At 71.5% G+C, this 20,196-nt stretch carries 20 protein-coding genes; 8 read left to right on the top strand and 12 right to left on the bottom strand.

What is annotated here, in order from left to right; genetic code table 11:
• Window positions 1-319: 319 nt before the first annotated feature.
• A complete protein-coding gene (locus AB0B85_RS31530; protein WP_357413045.1) occupies window positions 320-2,044 on the top strand; it encodes an exo-alpha-sialidase in 1,725 nt (574 codons plus the stop codon).
• Window positions 2,045-2,109: 65 nt separating this feature from the next.
• On the opposite strand, the gene AB0B85_RS31525 is transcribed toward AB0B85_RS31530, so the two are convergent.
• The 4 genes from AB0B85_RS31525 to AB0B85_RS31510 all read right to left on the bottom strand — a co-directional run bounded on the left by AB0B85_RS31525 (window position 2,110) and on the right by AB0B85_RS31510 (window position 3,672).
• Window positions 2,110-2,724, bottom strand: a complete 615-nt coding sequence (locus tag AB0B85_RS31525) for a malonic semialdehyde reductase (protein WP_357413043.1) — start codon at window positions 2,722-2,724, stop codon at window positions 2,110-2,112.
• Window positions 2,721-3,275 carry a flavin reductase family protein gene (locus tag AB0B85_RS31520; protein ID WP_357413041.1) on the bottom strand — a complete coding sequence of 185 codons (555 nt, stop codon included), beginning with the start codon at window positions 3,273-3,275 and terminating at the stop codon, window positions 2,721-2,723. The genes AB0B85_RS31525 and AB0B85_RS31520 overlap by 4 nt, the downstream gene beginning before the upstream one ends.
• Window positions 3,272-3,463, bottom strand: coding sequence for a hypothetical protein (locus tag AB0B85_RS31515; RefSeq protein ID WP_357413039.1), 192 nt, complete (start codon window positions 3,461-3,463; stop codon window positions 3,272-3,274). Before AB0B85_RS31515 ends, AB0B85_RS31520 begins: the two co-directional genes overlap by 4 nt.
• A gap of 131 nt (window positions 3,464-3,594) precedes the next feature.
• Window positions 3,595-3,672, bottom strand: a complete 78-nt coding sequence (locus AB0B85_RS31510) for a putative leader peptide (protein ID WP_357413074.1) — start codon at window positions 3,670-3,672, stop codon at window positions 3,595-3,597.
• Between the two features lie 248 nt (window positions 3,673-3,920).
• On the opposite strand from AB0B85_RS31510, the gene AB0B85_RS31505 reads away from it, so the two are divergent.
• Window positions 3,921-4,100: a DUF4236 domain-containing protein gene (locus AB0B85_RS31505; RefSeq protein ID WP_124770697.1), complete on the top strand. Its 180-nt coding sequence runs from the start codon at window positions 3,921-3,923 to the stop codon at window positions 4,098-4,100.
• A gap of 84 nt (window positions 4,101-4,184) precedes the next feature.
• Here AB0B85_RS31505 and AB0B85_RS31500 read toward each other — a convergent pair whose 3' ends face one another.
• Both AB0B85_RS31500 and AB0B85_RS31495 read right to left on the bottom strand, forming a co-directional pair.
• Window positions 4,185-5,060 (bottom strand): hypothetical protein, encoded by an 876-nt coding sequence (locus AB0B85_RS31500; RefSeq protein WP_357413037.1) that lies wholly within the window; start codon window positions 5,058-5,060, stop codon window positions 4,185-4,187.
• Window positions 5,061-5,085: 25 nt separating this feature from the next.
• Window positions 5,086-5,607: a VOC family protein gene (locus tag AB0B85_RS31495; RefSeq protein WP_357413035.1), complete on the bottom strand. Its 522-nt coding sequence runs from the start codon at window positions 5,605-5,607 to the stop codon at window positions 5,086-5,088.
• 49 nt (window positions 5,608-5,656) lie between these two features.
• Here AB0B85_RS31495 and AB0B85_RS31490 point away from each other — a divergent pair, with 49 nt between their 5' ends.
• Window positions 5,657-6,118 (top strand): MarR family transcriptional regulator, encoded by a 462-nt coding sequence (locus AB0B85_RS31490; protein WP_357413072.1) that lies wholly within the window; start codon window positions 5,657-5,659, stop codon window positions 6,116-6,118.
• A gap of 57 nt (window positions 6,119-6,175) precedes the next feature.
• Window positions 6,176-7,846, top strand: a complete 1,671-nt coding sequence (locus AB0B85_RS31485) for a tetratricopeptide repeat protein (RefSeq protein WP_357413033.1) — start codon at window positions 6,176-6,178, stop codon at window positions 7,844-7,846.
• A 114-nt stretch (window positions 7,847-7,960) separates the two neighbouring features.
• Here the strand turns inward: AB0B85_RS31485 and AB0B85_RS31480 are convergent, their stop codons facing one another.
• Window positions 7,961-9,334, bottom strand: coding sequence for an ATP-binding protein (locus AB0B85_RS31480; protein WP_357413070.1), 1,374 nt, complete (start codon window positions 9,332-9,334; stop codon window positions 7,961-7,963).
• Window positions 9,335-9,408: 74 nt separating this feature from the next.
• A complete protein-coding gene (locus AB0B85_RS31475) occupies window positions 9,409-10,065 on the bottom strand; it encodes a response regulator transcription factor (protein ID WP_357413031.1) in 657 nt (218 codons plus the stop codon).
• A gap of 96 nt (window positions 10,066-10,161) precedes the next feature.
• Between AB0B85_RS31475 and AB0B85_RS31470 the strand changes: the two genes are divergently transcribed.
• A complete protein-coding gene (locus AB0B85_RS31470) occupies window positions 10,162-11,271 on the top strand; it encodes a sigma-E factor regulatory protein RseB domain-containing protein (protein WP_357413029.1) in 1,110 nt (369 codons plus the stop codon).
• Window positions 11,272-11,407: 136 nt separating this feature from the next.
• Here the strand turns inward: AB0B85_RS31470 and AB0B85_RS31465 are convergent, their stop codons facing one another.
• Window positions 11,408-12,034 (bottom strand): SGNH/GDSL hydrolase family protein, encoded by a 627-nt coding sequence (locus AB0B85_RS31465; protein ID WP_357413027.1) that lies wholly within the window; start codon window positions 12,032-12,034, stop codon window positions 11,408-11,410.
• Between the two features lie 144 nt (window positions 12,035-12,178).
• Between AB0B85_RS31465 and AB0B85_RS31460 the strand changes: the two genes are divergently transcribed.
• Window positions 12,179-14,473, top strand: a complete 2,295-nt coding sequence (locus AB0B85_RS31460) for an ATP-binding domain-containing protein (RefSeq protein WP_357413025.1) — start codon at window positions 12,179-12,181, stop codon at window positions 14,471-14,473.
• 88 nt (window positions 14,474-14,561) lie between these two features.
• Here the strand turns inward: AB0B85_RS31460 and AB0B85_RS31455 are convergent, their stop codons facing one another.
• On the bottom strand, window positions 14,562-14,981 hold the full coding sequence (locus AB0B85_RS31455) for a hypothetical protein (protein WP_357413068.1): 420 nt from the start codon (window positions 14,979-14,981) through the stop codon (window positions 14,562-14,564).
• A gap of 181 nt (window positions 14,982-15,162) precedes the next feature.
• Here AB0B85_RS31455 and AB0B85_RS31450 point away from each other — a divergent pair, with 181 nt between their 5' ends.
• Window positions 15,163-17,205 (top strand): glycerophosphodiester phosphodiesterase family protein, encoded by a 2,043-nt coding sequence (locus AB0B85_RS31450; RefSeq protein ID WP_357413023.1) that lies wholly within the window; start codon window positions 15,163-15,165, stop codon window positions 17,203-17,205.
• A gap of 178 nt (window positions 17,206-17,383) precedes the next feature.
• Complete coding sequence (locus AB0B85_RS31445) at window positions 17,384-17,761, top strand: hypothetical protein (RefSeq protein ID WP_357413021.1); 378 nt, start codon at window positions 17,384-17,386, stop codon at window positions 17,759-17,761.
• A 71-nt stretch (window positions 17,762-17,832) separates the two neighbouring features.
• Here AB0B85_RS31445 and AB0B85_RS31440 read toward each other — a convergent pair whose 3' ends face one another.
• Window positions 17,833-18,795 carry a sporulation protein gene (locus AB0B85_RS31440; protein WP_357413019.1) on the bottom strand — a complete coding sequence of 321 codons (963 nt, stop codon included), beginning with the start codon at window positions 18,793-18,795 and terminating at the stop codon, window positions 17,833-17,835.
• Window positions 18,796-18,987: 192 nt separating this feature from the next.
• Complete coding sequence (locus AB0B85_RS31435; RefSeq protein ID WP_357413016.1) at window positions 18,988-20,013, bottom strand: HEAT repeat domain-containing protein; 1,026 nt, start codon at window positions 20,011-20,013, stop codon at window positions 18,988-18,990.
• Window positions 20,014-20,196 lie beyond the last annotated feature (183 nt).

The raw sequence follows: 20,196 nt of genomic DNA, 5'->3' as shown, positions 1-20,196 counted from the left end.
GCGGTCGCGGGCCGGGGGCGGGCCCGATCGCCGAGATGACGAAGGTGGTCGATGTAGTCGAGCCTGCCAGACGACGCAACATGATGTAAATATGTGTGCCCTATCCGGCATCTTCGATCAGAGCAGCCCGCTGTCGCACCGTCCCCCCGGACGCCCGCGCCGCCGCGCACCCTCCCGCATCGATCTATTGACGACCGGTGTGGCGTCCGGTTAGCGTCCCGACATCAGATATCCGACGTCTTACGCCTTACTTCCCCCGTTCGCACCCCCGTCCCCCGGAAGGAATCCTGTGTCTCCTGTCCGAGCACTGTCGCGCCGAGTGACAGCGGTCGTGGCCGCCGTCCTCGGCGTGGCCGCGATCCTGCCCGCCACGCCCGCTCACGCCGCCCCCGCGGGCGTGAGCGCCACCGCCAGCGCCGACTGCACGACCGGCCGGCTCAACCTGCGGCTCACCAACGGCAGCACCACCGCGCAGACCTTCACCGTCACCTGGCCGGGGCGCACCAACTCGCCCTGGACCCGCACCGTCGCAGCCGGCAGCAGCAGCAACGAGCTGTTCTGGACTCTCCCGCCGGGCACCGCGTACACCCTGCGCACGACCACCCCGACCGGCCTGGACGACACCTCGGCCGGCATCTTCCACTGCGGCACCGGCATGTCCGCGCTCGCCAGTTACGACTGCACCGCCGGCCGGCTCCAGCTCGCCCTGGAGAACCGCACCACCACCGCCCGGGACTTCACCGTCACGTGGCCCGGTCGCACCGGGTCACCGTGGACCCGCAGCATCGCCGCCGGGGGTAACTACCTGCACTACTGGACCGTCGGCGCCGGCACCGCGTACACCCTGCGGGTCACCGCCCCCGGTTTCGACACCACGGTGCGGGGCACCGCCGGCTGCGGCCTCGCCGCCGGCACCCCGCAGATGAACGCCACAACGGTCATCAGCACGCAGTCCGTCATCCGCGACCTCAACGGCCCCAACGGCCGCTACGACGGCACCTCCGCCTCGGTCCGTATCCCGGGCATGGCCGTCACCAACAACGGCACCGTCATCGCCGTCGCCGACGCCCGGGTCAACGGCTCGTACGACCTCGGTGGCGGCACCAACAACATCCAGATCGCGATGACCCGCAGCACCGACGGCGGTCGCACCTTCGACCAGCCGCGCATCATCCACGCACCCGCCACCACGAGCGAGGGAGCTGGCGACCCCAGCCTGCTGGTGGACCGCAAGACCGGCACCGTCTACTGCTTCTACACGTACTCCCCCCGGCCGGGCATCAGCTTCTGGTCCGGCTCGTCCGGCCTCAACACGGCGAACGACCCGAACAGCCTGCACCTGCAATACATCACCAGCCGGGACAACGGCGCCACCTGGAGCACCCCGGTCGAGCTGAACCCGACGATCAAGGTCGCGAGCTGGCAGCAGGCGTTCTTCTCCTCCGGGCACGGCATCCAGACCAGCACGGGCCGCCTGATCCAGCCGTTCGTCTACCGGGACGGCGCGGGCCTCACCCAGACCGCCAACGTCTACAGCGACGACAACGGTGTGACGTGGCGACGCGGTGGACCCGCCGGCGGGAACATCAACGAGAGCAAGGCGGTCGAGCGCGGCACCGGGGCCATCGTGCAAAACATGCGGCACAACAGCACCCGCAGCCGGTTCTACTCCACGTCCACGGACGGCGCTGTGACGTTCGGCCCGGCCACGGCCAGCGCAGTGTTGACCGACCCGCTCTGCAACGCCGACGAGATCTCCTACCTGCGCCCGTCCGAGGTGGGCGCGAACGGCGCTCCGGTGCGCACCCGCACCGCCCTGTTCAGCAACAACGCGGCCCCGGCCGCGCGCAACGACCTCACCGTCCGGCTCTCCACCGACGACGGTGGCAGCTGGCCGGCGCGTGCGCTGGTCAAGCCGGGCGGCGCGGGCTACTCCACGATGGCCGTGCTGAACGACGGCACTGTCGGCAACCTGTACGAGGTGGGCAACACCGGCGGGATCTTCTTCGCCCGCTTCACAGTCGACTGGGTCAAGGGGGCCTGATCCGCGAACCACCCCGCCCCCGGTGCCGGCACCACGCCAGCACCGGGGGCGGTCCCGTTCCCCGCTCAGCCGAGGGTGCGGATCACCTCCCCGGTGTCCAATCGGGGCAGGCGTCCAACTCGCGCGTCCGGGACCGGGTGCCCGAGATTGAGTAGGAGCAGCACCTCGTGCCGACCGTCGGGGAAGAACTCGCGCTGCACGCCTGCGGCATCGAAGCCCGCCATCGGGCCGGCGGCGAGACCCGCCGCGCGGACACCGACGATCAAGTAACCGATCTGCAGTGTCGCGTTGAACCGGGCCTGCTCGACCCGCGCCGCCCGATCCGCCAGCCAGTCCCGGGCCTGCGGCCGGTGGGGGTACAGCTCCGGCAGCCGCTGGTGGAAGTCCACGTCGGCGGCGAGGACCGCGGTCAACGGGGCGGCTGCCGTCTTCGCCCGGTTACCGCTGGACAGGTACGGCAACAGCCTCGCCCGGGCTGCCGCCGAGCGCAGCAGCAGCACTCGCAGCGGCTGGCCGTTGTACGCCGTCGGCCCGTACCGGACCAGCTCGTGGATCGCCGCGATCTGGGCGTCGGTGACCTGCTCGTCGGTGAACGTGTCGGCCGTTCGGGCCTCCCGGAACAGCAGGTCCTGGGCGGCCCGGTCGAGCGCGAGCAGGTGCGGCGTGGTGGGTGCGCTCACACCTCGACCGCCGTGGTGTAGCCGCCCCGGTGGTGTACCAGGGGCGCGCCGTCGCCGCCGTCGCCGAGGGCGAGCGGCTCGGCGATCACCAGCGTGTGGTCGCCGGCCGGCACCCGGTGCGCCACCCGGCAGAGCAGCCGGGCCAGCACACCCGTCAGCAACGGCACCCCGAACGGTCCGGAAGTCCAGTACGGGTACGCGGCGAACCGGTCGATGCCGCTCGTCGCGAAGACCGTTGCGGCTTCCTGCTGCCCGGCGGTCAGCAGGTGCACAGCGACGTGCTCCGCGCGGGCGAGGACCGGCCAGCTCGACGAGGTCACTCCGAGGCAGAACGAGACGAGCGGAGGATCCAGCGACACCGACGTGAACGAGGTGGCGGTGAACCCCGCCCGGATCGGTGCGCCGATCCCGCCCAGGCAGGCGGGGTCGGTGGCGCGGGCAACTGCGGTGACCACTGTGACGCTGGTGGCCTGCCGACGCAGCAGCGCACGGAACAGGTCCCGGTCCACCGGCTGCAGTGTGTCCTTCACGGGACGCTCCACTGTGGTCATGCCGACACCAGTGTCGACGCGGCGTACGCGCTGACCGGTCGGGATAGACCGTCGTGCTCGCGCAGCGTACGGCAGGTGTGCTCGGTGCGGAACAGGGCAGCCTGGAGGCGGTGCCGGGGGTGTCGCCAGGCGGCCTCGTGGTGGCCGACACCCATCAGGATCGCGTCGAGGTGCGGGGTGCGAGGCATGCGGAGTCTCCTGATCTGTCCACGACGGGAACGGGGACGCCCGGGTGAGGGCGCGAAGGCACGCTGCTCCGCGTTGAGCGGGCGGGCGGTGGGGGTGCGGTGTTGGAGTCGAGCCGGATGGACCGGTCAGCTCAACAGAGCGCGCTCGCGTGCCGGACCAGGTCGATGTGCACACGAGCGGTGAGGTGAAGCTCATCGCGCTGCGACATGACCTCATGTTGCCGGGACCGGGATCAGGTGGTCAATGGCCTTCCAGAAGATGAGACTTGCATCGCCGCCGATGTTACGAAGCATCTTCAGCAGCGTATACCGCGCGGCAACACCTATCTGCTGAGTAGAGATTGGGGCGCGCGGCCGGCACTGTCCAGGACGGACACCGAGATGGTTTCAAAAGTTGCCGGTCCGGGCATGTTCGATCTCGACACGGCAGGGAAACGGTGACGAGGGGAGTCCTCCGATGGGCCTCATGTTTCGCAAGCGCAAGAAGTACGGTCCGATCATCCTGAACTTCACCGAGAACGGATTCTCCTCGTGGAGCATCAAGATCGGGCGCTGGTCCTGGAACTCCAGGGCTCGGGCGCACCGGGTCGACCTGCCGGGTCCGCTGTCCTGGAAGCAGGACAAGTCCCGGTCGTAGCCTCCCGGGAGTCGAGCGGGGTGCCGGTGATTCACCGGCACCCCGCTCGGCGTCTGCGGGTCCGCAGCGCGACGTTTGGCGTGCTCAGCGGGTCGGCGTGATGACCTCGTCGCCGGCGAGCCTGCCGGCCTCGCGGTCACGTCGCACCTCGCCCGCGTCGAGCAGGTCGGCAAGCGCGCGATTGGCGTCGGCGGCCCGGTAGACGGTCGTGGTGAGGGTGTGCCGACGCAGCTCGGTGACCGGTCGGGGCCCAACCCGGCGCAGCTCCGCCAACAGCTCGCCTGCCAGCGGTTCGAGGTCGGGATCGCCTGTCACCTCGACTGTCGCGCCGCTCGCGTCGCGGTAGCGTACGCCGAGGTCCGCCCCGACCGCCCAGAGCGCGTCGCGGACCGCCTCCAGACTCCGGTCCGAGCGACTGCCGAACGCGATCACGCCGATTGCCTCGTCGTCGGGCAGCACCGGTGTCAGCTCGGCCACCAGGGGAAAGCCGACCGCGACGAGCGCGTCACGGGTGCTGGCGCCGGCATGCAGCAGCACCTCCCCGGTGCGTCCGTTGGCGGCGGCGCTCAGCAACTCCCGGCTCGCCGCACCGGGCAGGGCCACGAAGGAGAACAGCGGTGAGCCGGCCGCGCCGGCCGCCTTCGCGGCGACCGGCAGCCGGTCCGGGGTGCCGGGCAACAGGTGCACGGTGACCTCGGCGGGCAGCTCCGCCTCGACCGGGCCGAGGCGGACCGGCAGGTCGGGCGCGTCGTCGGCCAGCACCAGCACCGTCACCTGCCGGCCGCGCAGCTGGTCGGCGTGCGCGGCGACCAACTGCAGCGCGGCCACCGCGGTGCCCGCGTCGGTGCCGGCGAGCGCCACTGTCGCCCGCCGGGAGCGGTGCAGGGCGGTGGGCAACCAGGTGGTCAGCTGGCGGACCAGCAGGGCGCGGAGAAAATCGTTCGTCCGGTCGGTCGGCATCGGTCCGTTGTACCGTACGACCTGCTCAGACCGGCACCGAGATCCCCACCCCGCCCCGGGTCTGACCGCCGTAGCGCCGCCGCTCGGCGTCCAGGTCGAGCCGACCGATCTGCTTGCGGGCGGTCAGCGCGGCGTCGTCGAGCAGGTCGGCGGGGACCAGCCAGACGATCTCGAACTCCAGACCGTCGGGGTCCCGCCCGTAGAGGCTCTTGGTGGTGCCGTGGTCGGAGGTGCCGCCCAGAGCCCCGGCGGCGGCGAGCCGCTCGGCGGTGACGGCCAACTCGTCGAGGGTGTCCACCTCCCAGGCGAGGTGGTAGAGGCCGACGGTGGTCCGGCCGGCGGTCGAGCGCCCGGCACCGGCACCGATCTCGAACAGGCCGAGGTCGTGGTCGTTAGTGGAGTCGGGAGCCTGGAGGAAGGTGGCGCCCCGGAAGCCGTCCGGGGTCATCGCCACCGCCCGGAAGCCGAGCACGTCCCGGTAGAACGCGACGCTGCGGGCGAGGTCACTGACGTAGAGGACCGCGTGGTTGAGCCGATGGATACCCATGACCCGAGGTTAGCGCGTTTTTGTTGAACGTTCAACTATTTGGGCTATGATGGGGGTCATGACCCGCTGGCTGGACTCCGACGAACAACGCACGTGGCGCGCGTACCTCACCGCCTCCCGAGCGTTGATGGACACGCTCGACCGCGAGCTGCAACGCGACGCGGGCATGCCACACGCGTACTACGAGATCCTGGTCCGGCTCTCCGAGGCCCCCGGGCGCCGCCTGCGGATGAGCGACCTGGCCGAGGCCGCGGGGTCGTCACGCAGCCGACTCTCCCACGCGGTGGCCCGGCTGGAGGCGGCCGGATGGGTGCGTCGCGAGGACTGCCCCACCGACCGGCGTGGGCAGATCGCGCTGCTCACCGACGAGGGTTTCGCCACCCTCGCGGCCGCCGCGCCCGGCCATGTCGAGGGGGTACGCCGGCATCTGTTCGACGCGTTGAGCCCCGCTCAGGTCGACCAGTTGCGCCGAATCAGCGAAACCCTGGCCGACCACCTGAGGAGATCCTGACCAATCGACACCGGCGCGGGTCTTGTACTTACCGTCGCCGAATGAGCACGATGGGGCGTGTCTTCCGGCTTCGGTGAACTGACTGACCAGGCGCACCACCTCGTGTCGGCCGGCGATCTGGCCGGTGCGCAGCAACTGCTCGCCGACGCGCTCACCGACGCCGACCCCCGACCGGCAAACGCCACAGCGGAGTTGGCCGACGCGGCCAGCCTCCAGGCGCGGGTGTTGGTCGCCCTCGGTGAACCGCACTCCGCCCGTGGCTGGGCCGCCTACGCGTACGCGGCCACCACCCGACTGCACGGCCGGTCCGACCCGCGCACGGTGGCCGCCGCGGCGACCCTGGCCGCGGTGCTGCACCGGGTCGGCAGCCACTCCCGGGCCGCTCGGCTCTACCAGGAAGTCATCATCGAGCTGACCGCACAGGACGGCCCCGAGTCGCTGCGGGTGCTCGCCGCGCACGCCGACCTGGCCACCGTCGAGTACGCCCGGGGCCAGTGCACTGTCGCCCGGGACCGACTCCAGGACGCCTGGGAGTTGCACAGGGAGGTCTACGGCGACGGGCATCCCAGCGGCATCAAGATGCTGGCGCGGCTCGGGTCGATGCAGCGCGACTGCGGGCAGTTCACCGAGGCGCACGACAACCTGGCGCTGGCCCGTGAGCTGTGCCGACAGCACCTTCCCGCCGGGGATCCGCTTGCCGCGCAGGTGGCGGCCCTGGCCCGGGCGGCGGCCAATCCCGGCCACGCCTGCGCCGACAACCCGCCCACCGCACAGGACACACCTGTGGTGCCGGCCGCCCGCGTCCCACCGCACGACGACCACCCGACCGAGGACGACCACCAGCCGCCGGCCCCGGCTGCCCATCCGGCCGGATCGACGGCCGGCGGCACGGTGCCGAATCCGCGCACGCCGGCCGACGAACCGGTCGGGTCGACGGGCACCAGGTGGCCGCCCGAGTCGGCGCAGGAGCCGCCGTCCCCCGGCACCGACACACCGGTGCCCCCATCGGTGATCGGGCTGGCCGGCGGCACCGAGGAGCAGCCCGGGGTGTACCGGCTGCACCGCCCCGCCACGCCGGCCGACCCGTACCAGCCGTCCGAGGCATACCCGCCGTCCGACGCATACCCGCCGTCCGACGCATACCCGCCGTCCGACGCATACCCGCCGTCCGACGCATATCCGCCGGTTGAGCCGTACACGCCGTCGCGTCTGCTGCCGGTCCCCGTGCACCGGGCACCGGCGGCCCAGCGCAACCGGCTGGTGCCGGTGCTGGTGGCCGGCGTGGTCGTGGTGCTGCTCGGCGCGGCGGCGGTGATCGCCGGGGTGGCCCGGGTCGACGGCGACGACAAACCGACCCCGCCGCCGGCGAGCGGCTCCCCCACCCCCAGCCCGCCGGTCGCCACCGCGCCAAGCTCGGGCGGTGCCGCGCCCACACCGGCCGACACCGGGGTCCCGCCCGGGAGTCCGCCCGGCGCGGTGACCCTACGCGACACCCGGGACAGCATCTCGCTCAACTGGACCTACCCGGCCGGCAGCGAGGGTCCGGTGGTCATCGCGGGCGGCCGTAGCGGGCAGGATCGCAACGTCTTCGCGACCCTGCCCGCCGGCACCACCAGCTACGTCATCTACGCGCTCAACCGCACGAACGACTACTGCTTCACCGTCGCCGTGGTCTGGTCGACCGACACCGTCGCCAACTCCGAGCAGGTCTGCACCCGCCGCCGCTGACCGGCCCGCCGCGTCGGTCGGCCCGCGGAAGCCCGCGTGGATCAGGCCGCGTGACTGTGCCGTCTGCTGACGCAAAGCGGAGGCTCCGCGGTCGGTGGGCGGGTGCCGCCACCATCACCGCGCGTCAACAGTCGGGGCCGGCACCGCCGGCAGCAGCAGGCACACCCGCAACCCGGGCTCGTGCGGCGCGTCGCTGAGGGTGATGCTGCCACCGGCGCGTCGCACCAACTCCCGAACGATGGCCAGCCCCAGGCCGGCGCCGCCCTCGTCGCGGGCCCGGCCGTCGTCCAGCCGGGTGAACCTGTCGAACACCCGCTCCCGGTCCGCCGCCGGAATCCCCGGGCCGTCGTCGGTCACCGTCACCAGGTGGTACGCCCCGACGGCAGACCCGGCCGTGCGCCGCGCCGTCGAGGTCGCCTCGGCGGCGAGGAGCACATCGGCGCGTGCGTGCCGGACCGCGTTGTCGACCAGGTTGGTGAGCACCCGTCGCAGTTCGTCGGCAGTGCCGCTCGTCCACAGCGGTCCCGGCGGCAGGGCCACCCGCACCGGCGACGCCGGGTAGCGGGCGGCGACGTCGGTCAGCAGCGCGCCCAGCTCCACCGGGCCGGTCCCCCGGGCCGGTGCGGCCTCGTCCAGGCGGGCCAGCAGCAGGAGATCATCGACCAGGCGGCTCAGCCGGTCGGTGTCGGCAAGCAGGTTGGCGGTCACCGCCGTCCAGTCCGTCCGGTCCGCGAGGCGCTGCGCCACCTCCAGCTCGGTCCGGATGTTCGTCAACGGGCTGCGCAGCTCGTGCGCGGCGTCGGAGACGAACGCCCGTTGGCGCACCCGGCCGGACTCCAGCCGGTCCAGCATGCCGTTGAGGGTGACCGCCAACCGGTGGATCTCGTCGGCCGACGCGGGCACCGGCAGCCGGCCGGTACCGGCCCGTCCGGTGATCTCCTCGGCGCCCCGACGTAACGCCTCGACGGGCCGCAACGTCGCGCCCACCACCCGCCACGCCACGCCGGCCAACACGGCCACCAGCAGTGGGAAGGCCACCAGCAGGATGACCCGGACCACGTGGGTGCTCTGCCGCACGTCGGCCATCGACCGGGCGACAAGCACTGTGAGCGGGTCGGTCGCCGTGCCGGCGGGCACCGTCACCACCTGGACCGGGCCGGTGAGCCCGACCCGCTCCGCCGGCACGTCAAGCCGTTGCCGCTGGTCCTGGCGCAGCCGCTCCGGGCGGACCATCGGGACGAGCCGGTCGGCGTCGATCGAGGCGGCCCTGATCCGCCCCTGCCCGTCGACGACCTGGACGCGGACCTGCCCGCCGGCCACCGGCAACGGGTCGGGCAGCACGTCCTCGGCGGCGAGCAGGGCGACCGCGTCGGCGGTCCGGAAGGCCTCGGTGTCGACGTTTCGCTGGAGTACGAAGCGGAGCGCGCCGAGCAGCACCACCCCGCCCAGGGCCAGCCCGATGGTGAGGCCGAACACTCCGATCGCCATCAGCCGCCCGCGCAGCCCCAGCACCGGCAGCCGGCCCTGCCACCCGCGACGGGCCCACACCGGCCCGTCAGTGCTCACGTCGCGAGCCGGTAACCGGCGCCCCGGACCGTCTCCAGCCGGTCCCGGCCGAGCTTGCGGCGCAGGTAGCCGACGTACACCTCGACGATGTTCGGGGCGGTTTCCAGGCTCGCGTTCCAGACGTGGTCCAACAGCTCGATCTTGGAGATCACCTGGCCGGGCCGACGCATCAGATAGTTCAACAGCGCGAACTCCCGGGCGGTGAGCGTCACCTCGGTGTCCGCCCGGGTCACCCGCCGGCGGGCCGGGTCCAGTCGCAGGTCACCGACCGCGAGCACCGCCGGGCGTTCCGGTGCCCCGCGGCGCAGCAGCGCCCGCAGCCGGGCCAGCAACACCACGTACGAGAAGGGTTTGGTCAGATAGTCGTCCGCGCCGCAGTCGAGGCCGTCGGCCTGGTCGTACTCGCCGTCCTTGGCGGAGAGCATCAGCACCGGCAACCAGTGCTGCTCCGCCCGCAGCGTGCGGACCAACTCGTAGCCGGAGAGGCCGGGCAGCATCACGTCGAGGATCATCGCGTCGTACCCGCCGTGCCGGGCCGCGTCCAGGCCGGCCGGCCCGGTCCGCGCCACGTCCACCGCGAACCCCTCCGCCCGCAGGCCGCGTTGCAACGCAGCCGCCAACCGGGCCTCGTCCTCCACCACCAGCAACCGCACCGCTCAAGGGTGCCACCCGGATTCAACAATCGGCGCCCGGCGTCCTCAGCACGTTCTCAGCGCCGAGGGAGGAGGATGGTGGTAGGAGGTGCCACCATGTCCGTCCTGAGAAGCCGTCCCGTCCTTCGTTGGCTGGTCCCGGCCACCGCTGCCGTCGCCGTCATCGGCGGTGGAGCGGCGGTCGGCACGTTCGCCGCCGAGGCCGAGCCCAGCCTGCCGCCGCGTACCGCCGCCCAGCTCCTTGTCGACCTGCAGACCTCCCGGCTGGAGGGGGTCTCCGGGACCGTCGTGCAGCGCGCCGACCTCGGCCTGCCGCCGCTGGCCGGGCTGCTCCCCGGCAATGAGCTGACCAGCATGGTGACCGGCACGCACACCCTGCGGGTCTGGTACTCCGGACCGGAGCGGCAGCGGGTCGCGCTGCTGGACACCCTCGGCGAGCAGGACGTGATCCGCAACGGCCGGGACGTGTGGACCTGGGAGAGCCGGACCAACACCGCCCGCCACCGCACCCTCGGCGACACCGACTCGGCAGGTGCCGCGCCCGACGCGCGGCCGAGTCTGCCGGCCACTCCGCAGCAGGCCGCCGACCTGGCGTTGGCCGCGATCGACCCGAGCACCGAGGTGAGCGTCGGCCGCTCGGCGACAGTCGCCGGTCAGGACGCGTACGAGCTGGTGCTCCAGCCGCGCGACACGGGTTCCCTGGTGCACCAGCTGCGGATCGCCATCGACGCCAAGCAGCACGTGCCGCTGCGCTTCGAGGTGCTCGCGAAGGGCAGTGACCAGCCGGCGTTCGAGATGGCCTTCACCCAGATCGACTACCGCCGGCCCGAAGCCGACCAGTTCGCCTTCAACCCGCCGCCCGGCGTGACCGTCACCGAGGAGAAGGCTGACCGGCCGGCCGCGGGTCGGCCCGGCCACGTCGAGGCGGCCGGCGATCCGCAGGTACGCGCGGTGGGCACCGGCTGGACGACAGTGCTTGTCGCCCGCCTCGACGGGGCGGTCGGTGGCAGGTCGGGCGCCCCGGGGGCCGGCGTGCCGGACGCAGACGTGTCCAAGCTGCTCGGCGGGCTGACGGCGGTCAGTGGCGACTGGGGCAGCGGCCGGTTGCTCACCAGCAAGCTGTTCAGTGTCCTGCTCACCGACGACGGACGGGTCCTCGCCGGGGCGGTCACCCCCGAGCGGCTCTACCAGGCCGCGCGCGGCTGATCCACCCACCTCGCGCCGGGTCGACCCACCGGTCGCCCCGGCGCGTCGTCGTACCCGACCGAGGCCCGGCTCACCGCCCGATCGAGCCGATCAGTGCCCGACCGAGGCCTGGCTCACTGCGCGACCTAAGCCCTGCTCACTGCGCACCGAGGGCGCTGAGGTAGGCGTCGGCGAGCACCGCGTGGCCGGGCAGGTGCGGGTGCACGCGGTCATCGGCCCAGCGGCTCGACGGGCTGACCGTGAGCACCCTGTCGAACGCCGCCTGGTTGGGCACGTGCACCGCGTCGAACTCGGCGGCCAACCCCGCCACCACCGCCGCGTACCGGTCGGTGTCGGCGCGTTGCGGGACGCCACGGTCCGCCTCGATGAGAAACGGGTCACCGAGGATCAGCCGGCAGCCGGTGGCGTCGACCGCCCGACGCAGCAGGTCGCGCAGGGTGCGCTCGTACTCCTCGATGCCGACGGCCTCCGCCGGCCGATCGCCGTAGCGCCGCCAGATGTCGTTGATGCCGATCAGCACCGCGAGCCAGTCGGGCCGCTCGGCGATGGCGTCGTCGTCCCAGCGGGCGGCCAGGTCCCGTACCGTGTCGCCGCCCACACCCCGGTTGACCCAGGTCAGCTCCAGCTCGGGGTGCCGGGCCTCGACAAACGCACGCACCAGGCTCACGTAACCGGAGCCGTAGGGCGCGGCGATGTCGCGCCGACCACAATCGGTGATGCTGTCGCCGATGAACACCACGCGTTGCCCTGGGCGCAGGATCATCAGAAGCCACCTCGCGATCACCGGCGCCGACCCGCCGGGCTTGGTGAGAACCGGCGGAACCCGCTATCTTCAACAGTTCGAGGACACAAAAAAGAACGGCTAAAAGCCGTTCCTGCAAAGGATTCTAATCTTTAGGGAGATGGCTTGTCAAGGCACTCCGGCGGTTCCGGCGAATTGCCGCTCGACGACGAGATCGGTCGCGAGCAGGAGTACGTCTCGATGCTCTACGACCGCCTGGACGGGCTGCGTGAGCAGGCCGCCCACCGGCTCACCGCCGAGCTGCGCAACACCGGTGGCACCCTCCAGGACCGCTCGCAGCGCGACAGCTCCGTGGCGATGTACGCCGATCAGGTCGAGCAGTTCTCCGCGGTGGAGAACGGACTCTGCTTCGGCCGGCTCGACGGTGACGACGACTCCCGCCACTACATCGGCAGGATCGGCATTTTCGACACCTCCGGCGACTACGACCCGCTGCTGATGGACTGGCGGGCCCCCGCCGCCCGCGCCTTCTATCTCGCCACCGCCGCCAACCCGCAGGGCGTACGCCGCCGCCGGCACCTGCGTACCCGCCAGCGCAAGGTGACCGGGCTCAACGACGAGGTTCTTGACATCGATGCCGCCGCCCCCGGTGGCCACGAGGAGCTGACCGGTGAGGCGTCGCTGCTCGCGGCGCTCAACGCGGGCCGGACCGGCCGGATGCGCGACATCGTCGAGACCATCCAGGCCGAACAGGACGAGGTCATCCGCGCCGAACTGCCGGGCGTCATGGTGGTCCAGGGCGGCCCCGGCACTGGCAAGACCGCCGTCGCGCTGCACCGGGCGGCGTACCTGCTCTACACGCACCGCCGCGAACTCTCCAGCCGGGGCGTGCTGCTGGTCGGCCCGAACGCGACGTTCCTGCGCTACATCTCCCAGGTGCTGCCGACGCTCGCCGAGACCGGCGTGCTGCTGCGTACCCAGGGTGATCTTTTTCCCGGGGTGAGCGCCCAACGGACCGAACCGGCCGAGACCGCGGCGCTCAAGGGCCGGGCGGTGTTGGCGGAGGTACTGGCGCTTGCCGTCCGGGACCGGCAGTGGGTGCCGGACGAACCGCTGGAGATCGAGGTCGAGCGGGAGGCGCTGAGCCTCGACCCGGAGATCGTGCGCACCGCCCGGGACCGGGTGCGCCGGGTCGACCGGCCGCACAACCTGGCCCGCGGGCTGTTCGAGATGGAGATCGTGCACGCGCTCGCCGAGCAGGTGGCCGAGCGGATCGGCGCCGACCCGCTGGGCGGGGACAACCTGCTCGACGAGGCCGACCGGGCCGAGATCCGCCGTGAGTTGCGCGAGGAGTCGGAGGTTCAGGCCGCCCTCGACCGGCTGTGGCCGGTGCTCACCCCGCAACGCCTGCTCGCCGACCTGTATGCCGACCCGGACCGGATCGCCGCCGCCGCGCCGATGCTCACCGACGACGAGCGGGCGCTGCTGCGCCGCGAGCCCGGTGGCTGGACGCCGGCCGACGTGCCGCTGCTCGACGAGGCCGCCGAGCTGCTCGGCGAGGACGAGCGGGCCGCTGCCGCCCGCCGGGACCGCATCCGGATGATGGAACGGGAGTACGCCGAGGGTGTGCTGGAGATCGCCCGGGGATCCCGCTCGATCGACGTCGAGGACGAGGCCGAGGGCGGCGAGATCCTCGGCGTGACCGACCTGATCGACGCGGATCGGCTGCTGGAACGGCAGGAGGAGGCCGACCGGTTGACCACCGCGCAGCGGGCCGCCGCCGACCGGACCTGGGCGTTCGGTCACGTCATCGTGGACGAGGCGCAGGAGCTGTCGCCGATGGCGTGGCGGCTGCTGATGCGCCGCTGCCCGAGCCGGTCGATGACGATCGTCGGCGACGTCGCGCAGACCGGGGCGCTCAGCGGCACGCCCTCGTGGGCGGACGCCCTCGCCCCGTACGTGGCGCAGCGGTGGCGGCTTACCGAGTTGACTGTCAGCTACCGCACCCCGGCCGAGATCATGGCGGTCGCCGCCGACGTCCTCGCGGAGATCGACCCGGCGCTGCGGCCACCGCGCTCGGTGCGGGAGAGCGGCGTACCCCCGTGGGATCGGACGGTGCCGGACGAGCGGTTGGCGCCGGAACTCGTCGCGGCGGCCACCCGCGAGGTGGCCCGGATGGCCGAGGGCCGACTCGGCGTGCTCGTGCCGACCGGACGGGTCGGCGAGTTGGGCGCGGCGCTCACCGCCGCCCTGCCGGAGGCAGCCGTGGGCGAGCACCCGGAGCTGGAGAGCCGGGTGGTGGTGCTGACCGTCGCCCAGGCCAAGGGGTTGGAGTTCGACTCGGTGCTTGTCGTCGACCCGGACCGGATGGTCGCCGAGTCGCCGCGCGGCCGCAGCGACCTGTACGTCGCCCTGACCCGCGCCACCCAACGCCTGGGCATCCTCCGCCCCGCACGCTGACCCACCGGTCGATCATGAGGTTGACGTGGACTGTGCTCTTCCCACAGCCACGTCAACCTCATGACCACGCCGTCAAACGTGGGTGGGGTCAGTCGGTGGATCTGTCCTTGATGGACTTAGCCGGGGCGGTCGCGGACGTGGACTGGTCGCTGGTGCCGCCGCCCATCGGGGTGCTCAGGCCGCCGGTGGTGGCGTCCCCGGTCGTCGTCGGGGCCACCTTGCCCGGGTGTCGCTCGGGCTGGCGGGCCACCCGGCGCACGCTCGCCGGTCCGGCGGTGCCGCCGGTGGTGGTCACCGCACCCTGCCCACCGACGGGGCCACCGTCGCGCAACACCTGCGGATCGATCGGCTCGTTCGCTGGGTCGAGTGGATCGTCGCGCTGGATCTGGCTCTCCACGTCGGTGCGGGGCAGCGTCACCTCTTCGACGGCACCCTTGCCGTACACGCCTCCGGCGATCCGCTCCTCGGCCTGGCGGGCGGCATCCTGCCGCATGTCGTCCTCACGCACGATCATCACCTCGCAGAAGCTGTGGAACTGACTGCGTGCCCGACCACCGGCCGACCAAACCCGGGAGGTCGTCCACGGCGGTTCACCGTCGCGCCGCCCACTGGCCGCCTGCCCGCCGCCCGAGGTGTCCATGCTGTCCGGCGACCGGTGGGAGATGCCCACCGGCAGAGGGGATGACAGCGTGCGCACAGTACGCCGTACCGCCGTCGCGGCCCTGGTGGCCGCGACGGTGACGACCGGGCTCGCGGTGCCCGCCCAGGCGAAGCCGCGACCGGACCGGACATTCGACGTGCAGGCCCACCGCGGCGGCCTCGGGTTGCGGGTGGAGAACACCCTCGCGTCCTTCGGCAACGCCCTCCAACTCGGGGTGACCACCCTCGAACTGGACGTGCAGATCACCGAGGACGGTCAGGCCGTCGTCACCCACGACCGGAAGATCAGTGGCGCCAAGTGCACCGACACCGCGCCGGTGACTGCCGGCGACCCGGAGTTCCCGTACGTCGGGAAGTACCTCAACACGCTCACCGTGGCCCAGGTGCGCACGTTGGACTGCGGCTCGAAGACGCTCGCCGACAAGCCGGGACAGGTCGCCGCGCCGGGCGCCCGGATGCCGCTGCTACGTGAGGTCTTCGCGCTGGTGAACCGCTACCGGGCGAAGGACGTGACGCTCAACGTCGAGACCAAGGTGGAGGCCGGCGCGCCGACCGAGACCGCACCCCGTGAGCAGTTCGTCCGGGTCACCGCGGCCGAGATCCGCGCCGCCGGGCTGCTCAGGCAGGTCACCATCCAGAGTTTCGACTGGGGCGCGCTGATGCGCATGCGCCAGGTCGAGCCGAAGCTGCCGCTTGTCGCCCTGACCAACTACGACTTCCTGCAGACCGGGCAGCCGGGCGCCTCGCCGTGGCTGGGCGGGCTGGACATCGACGACTTCGGCGGCGACCCGATCAGGGCGATCCGCAGCTTCGGCGCCAGCGCCTTCTCCCCCGTGCACGGCATGCCGCAGAACGGCACCGTCACCGACCCCGGCTACCAGCCGTACGTCACCAGGGAGATGGTCGCCGAGGCGCACCGTTACGGGATCAAGGTGATCCCGTGGACCGTCGACGACCTGCCGACAATGGCCAAGCTCATCGACGACGGCGTGGACGGCATGATCACCGACTACCCGGACCGGTTGCGCGGTCTCCTGGCGCAGCGCGGCTACCGGCTGCCCAAGGCCTACGCCTCGCCGTTCGACATCCAGGCACACCGGGGTGGTCGGGCCACCCGGCCGGAGAACACCCTGCCGGCGTTCGCGAACGCGTTGTCCAACCGGGCCATCTCCACGCTTGAGCTGGACACCGGGGTGACCGCCGACGGCAGGCTCGTGGTGCTGCACGACCGCACCGTCAACGGGTCGCACTGCGTCGACACCAAGCCGGTACGCCCCGGCGACCGGATGTTCCCGTACGTGGGCAAGCAGGTGCACCAGTTGACCCTGGCGCAGCTCAAGACCGTCGACTGCGGCACGAAGACGCTTCCCGAACTGCCCGCGCAGGTGCCCGCGCCGGGTGCCCGGATCCCGACCCTGGACGAGGTCTTCGCCCTGGTGAAGGCGAGCGGTCGCAGTGACATCGGGATGAACATCGAGACGAAGATCAGCCCGGTGGTGGACGACACCGAGCCGTACCGCAGCTTCACCCGCAAGCTTGTCGACGCCATCCAGCGCGCCGGCTTCACCAACCGGGCCACCATCCAGTCGTTCGACTGGCGCACCATCACCTACGCCCGCCAACTCGACAAGCGCATCGGCACCGTCGCGCTGGTCTGGCAGTACGGCCCCGCCGAGTGCGTCACCCTCGCCGACGAGTGCTCGTTGCAGGCGGCGTACGGCAACCCGTCGGTGCAGAGCCCGTGGACCGGTGGGCTGGACTGGTGGAAGTACCAGGACCTGGGCAAGCTGACCCGGGCCGCCGGTGCCGGCACTGTGTCGGCCAACTGGCAGGTGCACGACCCGAAGCAGGGCACCGTCGCCTCGGCCGACTGGTACCTGCGGGAGAACCCGGCATACTTCCACGGACCGGACGTGCGCACCCTGCAGACCCGGGACGGCCTGAAGGTGATCCCGTACACCGTCGACGACGCCACGGTGATGCAGCGGGTCATCGACCTCGGTGTCGACGGCCTCATCACCGACGACCCGGAGTTGTTGGTGCGCGTGGCCATCCGCAACGGCCTGCGCTGACCTGCTGACACGCTGGTCGCCGGCCGGATTTTTCCGGCCGGCGATCGGTGTTACCTGCTCCCGGCCCTCGGGTAGTCGGGGGTTGTCCCCGCCACGAAAGCGAACCGTGCCGTGGCCGAAACGCGGTAGCGGGGCGAGGGAATGCAGGTACGACTCATCGCATCCTGAGGAGGACCAGATGAGCACGCAGGCTGCTTCCACCCGGCCGATGAACCGGCCCATGAACGACCCGCAGAATCCGGCGTCGATGCAGAACACGTCGACGCAGCAGATGCCGGTTATGCACGACGGGCGTCGCAACGACATGCAGGCACCTGGTACGGAAACCAAGCAGGCGTTCAAGACCACCGAGTTTTGGATCTACCTGATCGCGGTGGCTGCCGTACTGGGCGCGTCGCAGGTCGTCGGGCAGAACTCGGCTGGGGTGGACATCTTCCGGGCCGACAACGCCTGGTTCCTGATCACCCTGCTGACGCTTGGCTACCTCGGTAGCCGGGGCCTGGCCAAGGCCGGCAGCGCCTGGCGCAGCGGCGACGAGCGCAAGGCCCGGCACTGACCGGCCAGCAGCTCACAGTGGCCTCCGGGAGACTCTCCCGGAGGCCACTGTGGTCGTTTGTGGACGGTGAGCTACTCGTCGCCGCCGAAGTCGCCGAAGTCGCCCTCGAAGGCGTCCTCGATCATCTCGCCGGCGATCATGCCGCCGGCGACACCGAGCGCCGCGCCGGCCACCATGCCGCCGACACCCATGCCGCCCCGGCCGTGGCCGTGCCCGTGGCCCGGGCCGTAACCGTGGCCGTACTGGGAGCGGAGGCTGCCGTAGCGGGACGTCGTCTCGCGCAGCCAACCGTCGACGACCTGCGCCCAGTCGACGCGGTCGACGTCGGTGTGCGCCACCTGGAAGCGGCCGAACGCGTCGTGCCCTGCGCTGAGGAAGCCGCCGCGCTTGTCGCACTCCAGGACCACCTCGACGCCGCGCTGGCTGGTCACGAAGGTCAGCTCGACCTCGTTGATCGTGCTCGCGTACTGCGGAGCGGCGAAGAACTCGATCTCCTGGTAGAACGGCAGCGTCTGCTGCACGCCCCGGATGTGACCGCGCTCCAGGTCGGCGTGCTTGAACCGGAAACCGAGCCGCTGGAACGCCTCCAGGATCCGCTCGTGCACCGGCAACGGGTGCACCGCCACCTGGTCCAGGTCGCTCTTGTCGACCGCGCGGGCGACCGCGAGCTCGGTGCGCAGGCCCATCGTCATGCCGTGCAGGCGCTGCCCGTACACGTCGGTGATCGGGGTCTCCCACGGGATCGGCAGCTGGAACGGGATCGAGAGCTGCTGCTTCGGGGCGAGCTGCAACGCGCCGCTGACCGCCATCCGGTGAAACTCGAGGGTGCCCGAGTATTCGGCGTCGTGCCCCTCGACCTCCACCCGGGTCACCAGACCGATCACCACCTGCTCGATGGCTGCCTCAGCGTCGCCACCGACGAGGTTGACCTGCCCGTCGAGGGTCAGGCCGGGCCGGGTGTTGGGGTTGGTCAGCACAGTGTCCACACTGGGACCGCCCACACCGAACGCGCTCAACATCTTCTTGAAGACCATCGGAACTCCTGTGCGACGCCGACCGCTCCAGGCTGGAGTCGGACGTTGACTCGACCGGCACCCTATCGAGCACCCCTGTGAGATGGCTGTGAAGCGCCAGGAGTCCGGCAGCACCTTTTGATCAACTCGGGCTCCTGAAAGTCGCGGTGTCCCGTTCGCCAGGACACCGCGACTTCGCTGAATCCGAGTCGATCAGCGGGTCAGATCCTCGATCGCCAGCTCGGCCGCCCGGACGGGATCGTTGCCGCCCCGGTTGAGTAGTCCGTCCAGGAACCAGTGGCCGGAGATGTCGGCGCCGTCGGTGATGTCGAGGTACAGGCCCAGGTCGCACCGCTCCCCGAAAATCGCGATCCGCAAGTCGGGGCGGAGCTTGTGCACGGTGTTCAGGAGCTGCCACGCCGACTCGTCGCGCTGGGAACGCCACGCCCTGTCACACTCGCGCACCGCCTCGGCGACCGCTTCCACGCTCGGATCGAAGCCCTCCAGCAGTGCCGACAGCGTCGGGTCGGCAAGGTACGCGGCGGCCTTGAGGGTGAACGGGTGGACCCCGTCCTGAGCGAGCAAGTCGCGTACCAGGGGAAGGGCCCGGGGATCCCGCCGTCGTGCCAATCCCCGCACGCCTTCCTCGCGTACCGCCGGGTGGGTGTCCTGGGTACGGTCCCACAGCGCCTGTCGGACGGCGTTCCCGTCCGCGGTGCTCACCCAGCCCAGGCCGAAGGTGGCCCACTCCCGAACCTCGGGTTCGACATCGGTGCACAGGTCGATCAACACCGCCTCGCCGGCCGCCTCCGGTGGGTCGTCGAGCACCGCCGGCACCGCCACCGCGACCTGAAAACGCACGTCAGAGTCCGGGCTCGCCGCGAGGGCCACCAGGGTCGGCAGGGCTCGGGCGTCGAAGGTGTCGCCGAGGGCGCGTGCGATCGACCAGTGCACCTCGGGGTCGGACTCGTGCGCCGCCAACCGGATCAGAGCGGTAGCGACCTCTTCGCGCACCTCCATGTTCAGACTGCTCGCCGCGCCGAGCAGGTCGCAGGCCGCCGCGCGAACCACACGGTCGGGATCCGAGAGTCTGCCGACAGCCAGCCCGACGGCCTCTGCACCCGAGTCGGCGGCGCGGCGAAGCAGGTCGGAGCCGTCGTCGGAGTCGCCCGACTCGACGACGCCACGCAGCTGCTGCACCGCCCGGTCGAACAACTCCGCCACCTCGTGGGACTCCACCGCCGGATGGTGCCACACCAGATGGTCGACGGCTGAGCCGTTTTAGCCGTGATCACCTCGGGTTCCTGGAAACCGCGGTGTCCCGGTTGCTTGGGCTCAAGTGGTTGTTGCAACGGGGTGGATTCTCGTCAGGATGAGGGGTCATGCCGGGGCAGAGGTTGTCGTCCGTTGAGCGGGCGCAGA

The sequence above is a fragment of the Micromonospora sp. NPDC049044 genome, assembly GCF_040649215.1.
Classification (GTDB): Bacteria; Actinomycetota; Actinomycetes; order Mycobacteriales; family Micromonosporaceae; genus Micromonospora.
Note: the sequence above shows the minus strand (reverse complement) of the source record. Positions and strands in the feature narration are given on the sequence as shown.

What these genes read in the sequence shown, in the direction of transcription:
- AB0B85_RS31465 (WP_357413027.1), bottom strand. Translation starts at nt 12,034, where the DNA reads ATGATCCTGCGCCCAGGGCAACGCGTGGTGTTCATCGGCGACAGCATC.
- AB0B85_RS31520 (WP_357413041.1), bottom strand. Translation starts at nt 3,275, where the DNA reads ATGACCACAGTGGAGCGTCCCGTGAAGGACACACTGCAGCCGGTGGAC.
- AB0B85_RS31495 (WP_357413035.1), bottom strand. Translation starts at nt 5,607, where the DNA reads ATGGGTATCCATCGGCTCAACCACGCGGTCCTCTACGTCAGTGACCTC.
- AB0B85_RS31510 (WP_357413074.1), bottom strand. Translation starts at nt 3,672, where the DNA reads ATGTCGCAGCGCGATGAGCTTCACCTCACCGCTCGTGTGCACATCGAC.
- AB0B85_RS31515 (WP_357413039.1), bottom strand. Translation starts at nt 3,463, where the DNA reads ATGCCTCGCACCCCGCACCTCGACGCGATCCTGATGGGTGTCGGCCAC.
- AB0B85_RS31490 (WP_357413072.1), top strand. Translation starts at nt 5,657, where the DNA reads ATGGGGGTCATGACCCGCTGGCTGGACTCCGACGAACAACGCACGTGG.
- AB0B85_RS31445 (WP_357413021.1), top strand. Translation starts at nt 17,384, where the DNA reads ATGAGCACGCAGGCTGCTTCCACCCGGCCGATGAACCGGCCCATGAAC.
- AB0B85_RS31470 (WP_357413029.1), top strand. Translation starts at nt 10,162, where the DNA reads ATGTCCGTCCTGAGAAGCCGTCCCGTCCTTCGTTGGCTGGTCCCGGCC.
- AB0B85_RS31440 (WP_357413019.1), bottom strand. Translation starts at nt 18,795, where the DNA reads ATGGTCTTCAAGAAGATGTTGAGCGCGTTCGGTGTGGGCGGTCCCAGT.
- AB0B85_RS31505 (WP_124770697.1), top strand. Translation starts at nt 3,921, where the DNA reads ATGGGCCTCATGTTTCGCAAGCGCAAGAAGTACGGTCCGATCATCCTG.
- AB0B85_RS31480 (WP_357413070.1), bottom strand. Translation starts at nt 9,334, where the DNA reads ATGGCGATCGGAGTGTTCGGCCTCACCATCGGGCTGGCCCTGGGCGGG.
- AB0B85_RS31500 (WP_357413037.1), bottom strand. Translation starts at nt 5,060, where the DNA reads ATGCCGACCGACCGGACGAACGATTTTCTCCGCGCCCTGCTGGTCCGC.